Origin of the sequence: Shewanella sp. NKUCC05_KAH (genome assembly GCF_019345585.1) — a bacterium.
GTDB classification, from domain to species: Bacteria; Pseudomonadota; Gammaproteobacteria; order Enterobacterales; family Shewanellaceae; genus Shewanella; species Shewanella oncorhynchi.
This window is the reverse complement of record NZ_JAHKQZ010000007.1, coordinates 129,039-141,774: the sequence shown is the minus strand read 5'-3', so window position 1 is coordinate 141,774 and position 12,736 is coordinate 129,039. Positions and strand designations below refer to the sequence as shown.

General features: G+C 46.8%; 9 protein-coding genes. 7 read left to right on the top strand and 2 right to left on the bottom strand.

The features are described from left to right. Window positions 1-113: 113 nt before the first annotated feature. The 7 genes from tldD (at window position 114) to KO533_RS08725 (ending at window position 9,353) form a co-directional block, all read left to right on the top strand. Complete coding sequence (gene tldD / locus KO533_RS08755; protein WP_113940074.1) at window positions 114-1,562, top strand: metalloprotease TldD; 1,449 nt, start codon at window positions 114-116, stop codon at window positions 1,560-1,562. A 94-nt stretch (window positions 1,563-1,656) separates the two neighbouring features. Beyond that, entirely contained in the window at window positions 1,657-3,039 is a 1,383-nt protein-coding gene (locus tag KO533_RS08750; RefSeq protein ID WP_219253731.1) for a TolC family protein, read from the top strand. Beyond that, window positions 3,029-4,003: an efflux RND transporter periplasmic adaptor subunit gene (locus KO533_RS08745; protein ID WP_107402716.1), complete on the top strand. Its 975-nt coding sequence runs from the start codon at window positions 3,029-3,031 to the stop codon at window positions 4,001-4,003. The genes KO533_RS08750 and KO533_RS08745 overlap by 11 nt, the downstream gene beginning before the upstream one ends. Window positions 4,004-4,083: 80 nt before the next feature. Then, on the top strand, window positions 4,084-5,301 hold the full coding sequence (locus KO533_RS08740; protein ID WP_107404873.1) for an ABC transporter permease: 1,218 nt from the start codon (window positions 4,084-4,086) through the stop codon (window positions 5,299-5,301). A 1-nt stretch (window position 5,302) separates the two neighbouring features. Further along, window positions 5,303-6,493 carry an ABC transporter permease gene (locus KO533_RS08735; protein WP_219253730.1) on the top strand — a complete coding sequence of 397 codons (1,191 nt, stop codon included), beginning with the start codon at window positions 5,303-5,305 and terminating at the stop codon, window positions 6,491-6,493. 222 nt (window positions 6,494-6,715) lie between these two features. After that, the gene (locus tag KO533_RS08730; protein ID WP_219253728.1) at window positions 6,716-7,603 is read left to right on the top strand and encodes an ion transporter; all 888 of its coding nucleotides are present in this window, start codon (window positions 6,716-6,718) and stop codon (window positions 7,601-7,603) included. 424 nt (window positions 7,604-8,027) lie between these two features. After that, window positions 8,028-9,353 carry an APC family permease gene (locus KO533_RS08725; protein ID WP_105251296.1) on the top strand — a complete coding sequence of 442 codons (1,326 nt, stop codon included), beginning with the start codon at window positions 8,028-8,030 and terminating at the stop codon, window positions 9,351-9,353. A gap of 162 nt (window positions 9,354-9,515) precedes the next feature. Here the strand turns inward: KO533_RS08725 and KO533_RS08720 are convergent, their stop codons facing one another. Both KO533_RS08720 and yjgA read right to left on the bottom strand, forming a co-directional pair. Further along, on the bottom strand, window positions 9,516-12,029 hold the full coding sequence (locus KO533_RS08720; RefSeq protein WP_219253726.1) for an Ig-like domain-containing protein: 2,514 nt from the start codon (window positions 12,027-12,029) through the stop codon (window positions 9,516-9,518). Window positions 12,030-12,058: 29 nt separating this feature from the next. After that, window positions 12,059-12,595: a ribosome biogenesis factor YjgA gene (gene yjgA / locus KO533_RS08715; RefSeq protein WP_105251298.1), complete on the bottom strand. Its 537-nt coding sequence runs from the start codon at window positions 12,593-12,595 to the stop codon at window positions 12,059-12,061. Window positions 12,596-12,736: the final 141 nt, after the last annotated feature.

Genomic DNA, 12,736 nt, shown 5'->3' with positions numbered 1-12,736 from the left:
GAGTTGAAATGCTGAATTTGCGTTTGAGTCGATATGCAGCATTAACACATAGAATTAGTACACCGAATTTACACTCAGAATATCAAGATCCCTTGGGGTCAAAGAGAGCATAGATGCCATTTTTAGCACAAGTAGAGCAAAGTTTATTGAAGAATGGGTTAGCGTTAGATGGCCTGCAAACCTATCTAAACACCATACATCAGCACAAAATCGATTATTCCGATCTCTATTTTCAAGGTAGTCGCCACGAATCTTGGGTGCTGGAAGACGGCATCATCAAAGACGGTAGTTTCCATATTGAACGCGGTGTGGGCGTGCGGGCCATCAGCGGTGAGAAAACGGGTTTTGCCTATGCCGACGACATCACTCCTGCCGCCTTAAGCGCTGCAGTACAGGCTGCCCGTGGCATTGCTAGTGCGGGTGAGCAGACTCAGGTACAAGCCTTTAAACGTCAAAAAGCATTGGCGTTATACGACAGCTTAGATCCGATTGCGGCGATGGAAGAAGTCAAAAAAATCAACCTGCTGAAAGAAGCCGATGCTTTTATTCGCAGTCTAGATAGCCGGATTATTCAAGTGGTGGTTAGCCTTGCTGGTGTGCACGAAGAAATCCTCGTTGCTGCGAGTGATGGCACTCTTGCGGCCGATATCCGTCCTCTGGTGCGTTTTAACTGTAGCGTGATTTTGGAAGAAAACGGTAAACGTGAACGTGGCGGCGCCGGTGGTGGTGGTCGTCATGACTACGGTGTTTTAATGGCAAGCGATGACACTGGTTTACCTATGTGTTTCGCCTTTGCCCGCGAAGCCGTGCGTCAAGCGCAGGTCAATCTAAATGCCATCGATGCACCTGCGGGTGAAATGCCAGTGGTATTAGGTAATGGCTGGCCCGGTGTATTGCTCCACGAAGCGGTTGGACATGGTTTAGAAGGCGACTTTAACCGTAAAGGCAGCAGTGCCTTTAGCGGCAAGGTTGGTCAGCAAGTTGCGTCTAAGTTAGTGACTGTGGTCGACGATGGCACCTTGCCCAATCGTCGTGGTTCACTCAGCATCGACGATGAAGGTGTACAAACCCAAAGAACCGTATTGATTGAAGACGGTATTTTAAAGGGGTACATCCAAGACAAACTCAATGCTCGCTTAATGGGTGTTGCGCCAACGGGTAACGGTCGCCGCGAATCCTACGCGCATTTGCCTATGCCACGTATGACCAATACTTATATGACGGCCGGTGAGTCTGATCCCAGTGAGATTATTAAGTCAGTGAAGAAGGGGATTTACGCCCCTAATTTTGGTGGTGGCCAAGTCGATATCACTTCGGGTAAGTTTGTGTTCTCAGCATCCGAAGCCTATTTGATTGAAAATGGTGAAGTGACTCAAGCCATTAAGGGGGCCACTTTAATCGGTAATGGCCCTGAGGCTATGAGCCAGATTTCTATGGTCGGTAACGATATGGCTTTAGATCAAGGTGTGGGCGTTTGTGGTAAAGATGGTCAAAGTGTGCCTGTGGGTGTGGGTCAACCGACCCTAAAACTCGATAAGCTTACCGTGGGCGGAACAGCATAAAACCTAGAACCTTACGCTTATGGGTTCTAGTCGCTGCCCACCATGAATGTTATCATTCGCAAAGGAAATTAGAGTAACTACTCTAGAGGTGTTAATGAAACTATCACGTGTGGTATTGCTGTGCCTATTATCATTGCCTTCGGCTGGCTATGCTCAGCCGATTAGCTTTACTGATGCTTGGCAGCAAGTGCTGAAGGTGAGCGACAAGTTGCAAGCGCAATCGCAGGAAGTTAACCGCGCTAAGGGTGAACAAGAGGCGGGCGAGAGCTTAAATTTGCCCTCATTAGACATTCGCGGTAACTATATTCATTTGGATAAACCGATTGAGTTTGATCTGAAAGAATTAAATTCTGTGATTTCTATCCCGCCATCGCTTGGCGGCATTATTGCGGGTATTCCGCCGCTGCCCTTAAGTGAACAAGATATTTTTAGCGCCAGCTTACAGGCAATGTGGCCGATTTATACGGGCGGACAGATCACTGCGGCTCAAGGTATACACGCGGCTATGGTGGCCGAGAAGCAACAAGAATTACAATTGGCAACGCGTGATTTATTTACCTTGCTGGTGGATAGATATTACGCTGTCGATGTGACGTTGGCATTGGTGAATACTCAGACTGATCTGGTTGGCTCGTTAGCTAAGCATGTTGATCATGCTTTAGCACTAGAGCGCGAAGGGCAAATTGCTAAGGTCGAGCGCCTCAATGCGCAGGTCGCCCTAGATAATGCTAAAGTCAATTTAGGCAGTGCTCGTCGGCAACACGAAATGGCAGTGATCGCGCTGGCACGTATGCTACAGCAAAGTCAGGTGAGCACAAATTCTCCCTTATTTGTATTGCCGCAGGCTCCTTCATTCGCTCAACTCAGCCAAATTACTCTGAGTCAACATCCGGCGCTCAAATTGCTCGAAGCGAAAGAAACGCAAGCGAACGGTTTAATAGCGTTGGAAAAAGGTAAATACCATCCAACGGTTTTCCTCTTCGGTAACTACACCTTGTATGAAGAAGACACACTCTTGACGAGCATCACACCTGACTGGATGGTTGGGGTTGGGGTCAATGTGCCACTGATCAGCCGCGATGGTCGTAGCGGTAAGGTCGAAGCGGCGAAAAGTGCACTCTTACAAGCTCGTTATACCAAGGCACAAACTAAACAAGACTTGAGCCTGCTGGTGGATCAAAGCTATCGCCAATTATTACAGGCCGAGGAAGAAGTGACGGCGCTCGATACTTCGCTCGAACTTGCTATTGAAAACCTGCGTCTTAGGGAAGTCGCCTTTAATCAAGGGCTTTCAACCTCTATCGACAGAGTCGATGCGGAACTGAAACTGAGCGCAGTGAAAACTCAGCAATTGGCTGCCCGTTATCGTTACGTGCAAGCCTATGCCAGATTAATGGCCATTAGTGGTCAACTAGATGAATTTATCGGTCGTACCACAGCCCCTACCCAAGTGCAGGAGACAAACAATGCGCGCTAACAGAATACTTGCCCTTGTGGCGTTGGTCGCATTAGGCCTTATCTTAGCCTATGGACTTAAGCTCGCTTATAGCCCGCAGCCGAGTTTGTTGCAGGGCCAGATTGAAGCCCGTGAGTACAATGTTTCGTCCAAGGTGCCAGGCCGAGTCGAGCAAGTGCTCGTGCGCCGCGGTGATAGTGTGGCCCAAGGGGATTTATTATTCGCGATCCGCAGTCCTGAGCTAGATGCAAAGTTAATGCAGGCCGAAGGTGGCCGTGATGCCGCTAAGGCGATGCAGCTAGAAGCCAACAACGGTGCTCGCAGTCAAGAAGTGATGGCAGCCAAGGAGCAATGGCTCAAGGCGCAGGCGGCGGCAACGCTCGCTAAAACCACTTATACCCGAGTCGAAAATTTATTTAACGAAGGTGTGGCGGCAAGACAAAAACGCGATGAAGCCTTTACCCAATGGCAAGCTGCAAAATACACAGAACAAGCTGCCTTAGCCATGTATCAAATGGCAGAAGAAGGCGCGCGGACGGAAACCAAAGTGGCTGCAGCAGGTAATGCCCGTAAGGCTGAAGGTGCAGTGAAAGAAGTCAGCGCCATTATGGAAGATAGCCAAATGCGCGCACCTAAATCGGGTGAGATCAGCGACGTGCTGTTACAGGCGGGTGAATTGGCACCCAGTGGTTTTCCGATTGTCAGTTTGATTGATATGCAGGATGCTTGGGCCGTGTTCCAAGTGCGAGAAGACCAACTTAAACGTTTCAAAAAAGGTCAAACAATTCAATTAACGATTCCGGCACTCGGGCAGGATGTGGATTTTACTGTGTCCCATATCAGTGTGATGGGTGAGTTTGCCACTTGGCGTTCGACTGAAAGTGGCCATGATTTTGATATGCGTACCTTTGAGGTGGAATTGCGTCCAAACCAGCCGATTACCGATCTGCGTGTCGGCATGTCTGTGCTGCTGCGCAGTGAGTAAAAGTCGTGACTGAACGTACGCCTCACGCCAACGCGGCGGACATGATTAAGGGCGAATCACAGCCATCGAGCATAAGCTTTATGGCGTTGCTCACAGCGTTAGTTCGTCGTGAGCTGCGTGCCCTATGGCATGACCCTTGGCAGTTAGCGCTGATAAGTTATATTCCACTACTGGGGATTTTATGCTTATGGTGGTTGTTCAGTGCAGGTCTGCCAAGGCAACTGCCCGTGGCGATTGTTGACCAAGATCATAGTCAATTGAGCCGCATGTTGACCCGTCAGCTTAAGGCAAACCCAGTTACCGATCCGCAAAGTTTTACCGACTTATCCTCGGCGATAAGCGCGATGCAACAGGCGAAAGTCTACGCTATTGTGGTTTTTCCCTATGATATGAAAAAGGATTTACTTACAGGCCATAAGCCTACAATTGATGTGCGCTACAACAGTCAATTTTTGCTGGTGGGTAAGTTACTCTCAAGCCAAATTCAGCTGAGTTTAGGCGACGGATTACAGCAAGTGGCGGGTTTAAAGCAGCTCGCAAATGGTACACCGAAATCCCAAGTCGCAGTGAATTTAAGCCCAGTCAAAAGCCAAACAACAGCCTTGTTTAACCGAAATAACAACTACATAGGTTTCTTAGTACCGCCAGTGCTGATTGCGCTGTGGCAGTTGTTATCTATGTTAGTGATGGCAAACAGCTTAAATCGAGAGCTGCATTTAGCGCCGACCACTCAGGCCGATGGCATGTCGAATCTCTTAACTGAACATTTTTGGCCTAAGGTGTGGGCGAAAATGGTGCTGTTTACGCCGATATTGATGCTGCAGGGCGGCTTTATTTTAGCTTGGCTGTATTTGTATCTTGCTCTGCCGATGGCGGGGAGTTTAGCCCTATTATTGCTCGCGCAATTAGTCATGTTATTGGCAGTCTGGAGCTTAGTGTTATTAATATTTGTAGTGATGCGTGACAGTGCGCGGGTCATCAGCTTTTGTACCGCTTTATTTGCGCCAGCGTTTGCTTTTATGGGCATTACTTTCCCGACTCACGAAATGCCGCAATTAGCCCAGTGGTGGCGACTTATCATGCCATCGAGCCATTATATTGAGTCCCATGTTAGTATCGTGAGTTATGGCGCCACTTGGCCAAGTGTGGCGAGCCAAATCACCAGTTATTGGGGCTTTATCTGTCTGATACCTTTGATATATTTCCTGTCGCGTAAATTACTGCCTACCACAGTTAACACCAATGCTTCAGTGACGGTTTATGACTCGGACGCAGCTATATCTGCGAAGGGGCAATAGGATGAATTTATCCAATAGCGAACACGCAAACACACCACGTCAGCTCAGTCTGTGGCGACTGATCCTCACTGAATTTAAGGCCATTATTAGCGATAAAGCGATCGCTGTGACCTTATTTGGCGGTGTACTATTTTATTCGGTTTTGTATCCTTTGCCCTATCTGAATCAAGTGCCGACCGAGCAACAACTGATCGTGGTGGACTTAGATCATTCTTCCCTAAGCCGTCAATTGATCCGTCATGCCGATGCCAGCGCAAAAATTCAAGTCATAGGTCAAGTCGGTTCGATTACCGAGGCGAAGCGTTTTATTGAGACGCGTAAAGCCCACGGCTTACTCGTGATCCCTGAAGGATTCCGCCGCGATTTATTGCTCGGTAAAGGTGTGACGCTAAGCTATGGCGGTGATGCTAGTTACTTTTTGATTTATTCCGCGGTTGTTGAAGGCTTAGTTAGCGCTGGAATGGATGCGGGAAAACAAGTGCAATTGATTGGCATGCTTGCTCAAGGACAAAATCCTAAGCAGGCCCAAGAGAGTTTAAACTCGCTTCATCTTAACAGTGTGCCTGCTTTTAACCAGAGCCTAGGTTATACGCCCTATGTAGTACCTGGACTGTTCTTGCTGATTTTGCACCAAACCTTACTCATAGGTACTGGCATTTTAGGGGCTGGGCAATGGCGGCATAAAGGGTATTGGCAGCAGGTGTCACCGGTGCAATTAGTCTGTGGTCGTATTCTTGCTTTCATGTTGATTTATATCTTCTTTACCAGCTTTTATGTGGGCTATTGTTATCACTGGTATAACGTGAGTATTCAAGCGAGCCTTGGCTTAGTTGCGCTGTGGTTATTGCCGTTTTTACTGGCTACCGCCGCTGCAGGTGTTGCCATGAGTACCTTGTTCACCCGCCGCGATTTACCCACCCAAGTGCTACTGCTGATCTCTATGCCTATTCTATTCGTGTCAGGTTTTGTGTGGCCGATAGCACTGATCCCAGAACCTTTAGTACTCGGCTCACAGTTTATTCCTGCCGTACCCGCGATTATGGGTATGCTAGAACTCAATCAAATGGGTGCAAGTTGGGCGAGTGTGATGCCAAAATGGCTGCAACTATGGGGCTTATTTGCGGTCTTTTTCGGCCTAGCGATGTTAGGGATTAAGCGAAGAACGAAGTTGTTGCTGATTGATACCCATTAGTTTTTAGCGATACCTTAGATTTATATTTATTGGCGAGTGTTAATCGTTTACTGAGGACGTAATGATGTTTTACCCACCCCCTCATAAAAGTTGCTGTTCATATTATCTAAATCTTGCTCAATCCACTGCATTTAACCCTGTTGTTATTTAACCCACCGTAAAAACTGGGCATCTGAAAGCGCACTCGCTACAATCGCCGCAATTGTGATTATAGGAGTCGACATGAGTACATCTTTACTTAACGCACCAACGGGTTTGCAGGCACGAGTGATTAGCTTGGTTGAGCAAAACTGGTTTGGTCATTTTATTTTGACATTGATTTTAATCAACGCGGTGCAGTTAGGTATGGAGACCTCAGCCAGCCTGATGGCGCAATACGGTACTTTGTTGATGAGTCTTGATAAGGTGTTGCTGAGTGTATTTGTCGTGGAGTTATTGCTGCGGATTTATGCCTACAGGGGGAAATTTTTTAAAGACCCTTGGAGTGTGTTCGATTTTACCGTGATAGTGATTGCACTGATCCCTGCATCTGGGCCTCTGGCTGTACTGCGTTCGCTACGGGTGTTGCGGGTGCTGAGAGTGTTAACAATTGTGCCATCAATGAAACGGGTCGTGTCAGCTCTGTTGGGATCACTTCCAGGATTGGCATCGATCGCCACGGTATTACTGTTGATTTATTATGTGTTTGCGGTGATCGCCACCAAAATCTTTGGGGGTACGTTTCCGGAATGGTTTGGCACCATTGCTGATTCGTTTTATACCCTATTTCAAATAATGACGCTTGAAAGCTGGTCTATGGGAATTTCGCGGCCAGTGATGGAAGTTTACCCTTATGCTTGGGTATTTTTCGTGCCATTTATTCTGGTGGCTACTTTCACTATGCTAAATTTGTTTATTGCGATTATCGTCAATACCATGCAAACCTTCAGTGACGAAGAGCATGCATTAGAGCGTGAGCGGGACAAACAAGTCTTGGAGCAGGAACAAAGACAAATGCACGAGGAGTTGAAAGCCATCAGACTCGAGCTACAACAATTACAAACCTTGCTGCGCAGTGCTGCTGGTGATTCTTCTAATGTATCGACAAAGGGAGATATTGGTTCTGATTAAAGCAGATTAAGGATCGTGAGCTGATATCAAGTCTTGTACTTGGATTCTGTCGTTTTTCACTAAGCCATCACAGATTGCGGATCACTTAATATTTTTATTGGGTTGTCTTCTTGTTGGTTTTGGGGGAGAATGCGCGCCGAAAAAATAACCGAGATACTCAGTATCTCGGTTATTTTTTATTTATGGCGTATGTGTTTTAAAACAATTGAGGCCGGTAAACATCCGGAAATGATATGAGGTTCAGTTGAACCTATTTTACTGAGGAAAGACCAATGGGGCTGTTGTGTACCGGATTGTCGGTAGTTGTTGTAAATCAAGTTGTTGCGTTAGCCATTAAACCTAGAGTGCAGACGGTTAGCCGCAAGAAAAAACTAATTGCAGATGCGTGCTTAGGTGTTCAACCCTGTACAATGGGGGTGTGCTGATGAGCCAACAAAATCTAGGTTTGAAGCAGACCCTCAACTTATGGCAAGTGGTGGTGATGGGGCTTGCCTATCTCACGCCGATGGCCGTTTTTGACACCTTTGGTATTGTTTCCGAGATCACCTCTGGCCATGTGGCTACGTCTTATCTATTCGCATTGGCGGGGATTTTATTTACCGCGTTTAGTTACGGTCATTTGGTACGTAAATATCCCTATGCGGGTTCAGCCTACACTTATGCTCAAAAAACCTTTAACCCGAATGTTGGTTTTATGGTGGGTTGGTCATCGCTGCTGGACTATATGTTTATGCCAATGATCAATATGTTGCTCGCAAAAATCTATTTAACCGCCATGTTTCCCAGCGTCGAACCTTGGATCTTTATTTTCGCTCTTGTGACCATAATGACCTTGCTTAATCTCAAGGGGATTGATCTCGTCGCGAACTTTAATGGGGTGATAGTGTTTGCACAGATCGCCATTATTGTGGTGTTCATTGGTCTAATGGCCTATAGCATTTCCTTCGGTGAAGGCGAAGGTGTCGTCGCGAGTGTGCGACCATTTTATGCCGATAATATGGCGATGGCGCCATTATTCACAGGGGCGACGATTCTGTGTTTCTCCTTCCTCGGCTTTGACGGGTTAAGTTCACTGACTGAAGAAACTAAAGATGCTCAACGTGTTATTCCTCGCGCGATTGTGTTGACGGCTTTGCTCGGTGGCGTGATTTTTGTTGGAGTGTCTTATTTTTTGCAGCTCTATTTCCCCGATATTTCCCGCTTTCAACAGCTTGATGCGGTATTGCCTGAAATTGCACTCTATGTGGGTGGTAATCTATTCCAGTCCATCGTATTAGTCGCGACCACAGTTGCCGTATTGGCATCCGGTATGGCTGCCCATGCTGGGGTTGCACGGATTTTATATGTGATGGGGCGGGATAATATGTTGCCACGTAAAGGGTTTGCTTATATCCATCCTAGATGGCGAACCCCTGCATTTAATGTCTTGTTGGTGGGTGCGCTTGCGCTGTCTGCCGTCTCATTTGATTTGGAAATGGCCTTAGCCTTAGTGAATTTTGGCGCTTTAGTGGCGTTCACCTTCGTGAATTTATCCGTGATTGTGCAGTTTTATCTAAGGGAGCAGCGTAATAAATCTTTTAGAGACCACTTACAATACTTAGTATTACCCTTGTGTGGCGCCGGCACTATTGGTGTGCTTTGGGTGAACTTAGAGTCACAATCATTAGAGCTGGGGCTTATATGGGCGGCTGTGGGAGCATTGTATTTGGCTTTACGGAGTTTCCGTTTACGCCGTGCAGTAGAGCTATAAAATTAAGAGTTATAAAATTAGTGAGAGTCATGGCTCATAGATGCACAGCTATAACTAAAGATGTGTAGTAGATCGAAGGGGCGTGGGTTGTCATCCTCTAATAAAATCTTCCAATAAAAAGACCCGCATTCGCGGGTCTTTTTATTATCTATCAGTTCGTTATTATTGCAGCAACACATTGAACTTAAGCAAGGTTTCAACGCCACTTGGTGTATTCACAGTTAGTACCACTTGGCTGCTAGCGGTTTCAGTATTCTTGAGGGAAAAGTCCGTCAAGCCTGCATTTGCACTATTTGTTTTAGGGACAGTATAGGTCGTTGATAGCAATTCCCCTTTATCCGCATCGATATTAAGCGTTGTACTAGAGGGCATAATTTGATCGGCACTGTCGTAGAACTTTACGGTAAATTCGGATGTTTGCCCTGCAGGAATTGCCGTTAAAGACTCAAGATTGTTGAGAATATTTTGACCTAGGCGATCTTCATATACTTTGACACCATCTTGCCATAGGGAGAAATAAGCTTTTGAGCCAGACATTATCATCACAACTGCTTTACGAACATAAGTCTTATTCGCTTGTCCTGTCCCGCAGAGTGCGCCTTGACATTGAGGGCCATTAAACTTGCCATCGGCACCTTTATAGGTGTCGCTAGCGAGGTTATCGAAATAGCGTTCACCACTATCATAGGCGAAGTTTTCGTTATCATCGCGAAAGGCTGTCGGCAGATCGCTAAAGCCTGAGCTATGAAAGGTTTCAATATCTAAGCCGTTACCACTGCAAGCCACAGGAACGCCATTTATCAAGCAAGCTTTTGCAATGGCACTACCATCGGCTGTATCAAATTGGTTGTTACCATTGGTGTCGAAAAAGGTTTCGTGACCTAAAGCGTAGGCTAATACTGTTATGCGATGGTTTTGAGGCCTTGGATCGCTTGATGTCCAAGTCACACTGCAGACACCATTTTGAGTTAAGCAGCTTGGCTCTATTTGGCCACCTTCACTGGTAAAGTTAACTGTTGTGTCATTGGGCGCAGGGTTGCCAAAACTATCAGACAGTCTTGCTGTCACTGTGACTTTCTCACCATCAATATTACCCGCTTCAGGGTTGGCATTACTCGTCGCTAAACTAAATCCAAGCTGTTGCGGCAAGCCGGTATTGACGGTCAGTTGCTCCGATTGGCTAGTGATGACTTCTTTAGTATCAGTATCAACTGCAGTAGCGACTACGCGCACTGGCGTGGGTACTGTACCGGATAATACGCGCACACTGGCGATACCTTGGGAGTTAGTCAGGCTTTGCGCATTCGCAGTGCCATTGGCAAAACTTAAACCACCGACAACCGTATCTAAGGTAAAGCTGACATTCTGTTGCGCTGCGGGTTGGCCATTGGCGCTGGTGACTTTGAAGCTGACTAAAGAGGATTCGCTTGAACCTGTGCCGCCCGCACCTTTGATGCGAATTTGTGCAGGCTCTGCCGACTCAAAACTTAAGCTAGCAAGCGTTTGGCGTTGCAGTGTGAACGGGAAATTCGCCGTTAGCGTCTGGTTGCCAGCCACTGTCGTGGCGATGATTTGGTCGCTACGTTCACTGTTGCCACTGCAACTTGTGTCTTGGAAGGTCGAGCTCGCATTACCCGATAAAGTCGTAACTGGGGTATCGAGTGTCGCACTATTGCTGTTGGTGCAATCTGAGCTAAAGCTGATGGAAGAGGGTGTTTGGACTCGGGTAATAGTACCGTCATTGGCCTCTAATACTAAACTTGCACTTACACCAAAACTACCGCCTGCACTGATTTTATATTTGCCATTGGCATCGGCCGTTAAGGTGCTCGCCAATTGACCTTCGGTAAAGACTGCACCATTGAATGAGCCGAGTTTCAGCGTGCCTTCTTGATTGACGGCATCTTTACTCAACACTTCATACAAACTGCTGGTTTGCAGCGATTGACCTTGATAGTCCACCGTGACCGTTAAGGCATTTGCCCCTAATTCAGTTGCACTTGGCGTATAGGGTACCTGCGCAATACCTTGAGTGTTGGTCAGTGCACTGGCAGGATTGAGCGCCGCTGAACCTGCAGTAAAGGTGACTTTAGCGCCTTCGATACCTTTGCTTTCGCTATCGAGCAATATGGCTTGTAATTGCACCGACTCATCGACTTTAAAGCGAGTGACTAAGGCTGAGCTGCTTAAAATACTGGCGCTGAGTTTGGGTGTTTCAATGGTGTTGCCATTGCCTGAACCAACGAACTCGTAGTTACGGCTTGCAGTTAATGCGTCTGCATCAGGCGGCGTATAGCTCGCCGTTACCGTACCAGCTTCCGCTGTTAATGTCGGGTTAGAAATGATGACTTCAGCAACGCCATCTGCATTGGTGAGTTTTGTTGCTGGCGCAACAGTACCTAAGGTCGCAGCGAAGCTAATCAGTTGGCCGCTAAGTTTACTCGAACCCTTTTTTAAGGTAGCGACGGCACAAAAACTCGTATCGGAGGCAAAGCTTAAATTGGTGGTTGCATCGGCGCACTTGCCGTTAACTACAGTTTTATAGCCCAGCGTTAAGCTGTAGCTGTCTGTTGTTCCGCCAGTGTCGGTGCCATCAGCTGCGCCATTACAACCACTGAGCGCTAATGCGCCCAGTAATGCCCAAGAAAATACCGATAACGTTTTGCTAAGTCGCATAAGCAACATCCTTGTGGGGCTGAAGTTAATTAGTCTTGGATTTCGCTGCGTAGATATTTAAACAGCTCTTTAGATGATTTTGATTCTGGGCCTTTGGCCAGTTCTTTGGTGGCTTGACGCACCAAAGTACGCAGTTTTTGTCTGTCTAATTGCGGATAATGCTCGACGACAGTTTGAATCTCATCATCACCTTGGGTGAGTAAGCGTTCACGCATTTTTTCGAACATTTGTAACTTAGCGGTCTCGTTGTTGTTTTTATTCAACACGATAGCGAGTGAAGCCTTGATTGGCTCAATATCAAAATTACGCATCAATTTGCCGATATACTGCATGTGGCGACGATACGCCTCAGTATTGACTTTGATTTTGCGTGTTTGCAGGATAGCGTCGTACAAAAACTCATCCAGCTCGATTTTATCTAGCTGAGTCTTGCTCAGTGAAACAAGCTCCATACCGACTTTTTGCACGGCTTCGCTATCACGCTTGTCCGTTGTTTTGCTGCTGACATAATCTTCATCTATGTCGTAGGGCTGTTTAAAATGTTCTGAATCACCAACAATCTTCATATAGATAAAACCTCAAGTAAATAACTGGCTAATAATAACATCTCCAGCCAAAAATCGCCTAGGTGAATGTGCCTTAGCCCATAGTCCGGCACTAATAATTAATGTGAATGGGATTTGTGTTTGTTATGCTACGGCAATTGC

Coding starts and splice junctions, on each gene's coding strand:
- tldD (WP_113940074.1), top strand. CDS start 114: ATGCCATTTTTAGCACAAGTAGAGCAAAGTTTATTGAAGAATGGGTTA.
- KO533_RS08750 (WP_219253731.1), top strand. CDS start 1,657: ATGAAACTATCACGTGTGGTATTGCTGTGCCTATTATCATTGCCTTCG.
- KO533_RS08745 (WP_107402716.1), top strand. CDS start 3,029: ATGCGCGCTAACAGAATACTTGCCCTTGTGGCGTTGGTCGCATTAGGC.
- KO533_RS08740 (WP_107404873.1), top strand. CDS start 4,084: ATGGCGTTGCTCACAGCGTTAGTTCGTCGTGAGCTGCGTGCCCTATGG.
- KO533_RS08735 (WP_219253730.1), top strand. CDS start 5,303: ATGAATTTATCCAATAGCGAACACGCAAACACACCACGTCAGCTCAGT.
- KO533_RS08730 (WP_219253728.1), top strand. CDS start 6,716: ATGAGTACATCTTTACTTAACGCACCAACGGGTTTGCAGGCACGAGTG.
- KO533_RS08725 (WP_105251296.1), top strand. CDS start 8,028: ATGAGCCAACAAAATCTAGGTTTGAAGCAGACCCTCAACTTATGGCAA.
- KO533_RS08720 (WP_219253726.1), bottom strand. CDS start 12,029: ATGCGACTTAGCAAAACGTTATCGGTATTTTCTTGGGCATTACTGGGC.
- yjgA (WP_105251298.1), bottom strand. CDS start 12,595: ATGAAGATTGTTGGTGATTCAGAACATTTTAAACAGCCCTACGACATA.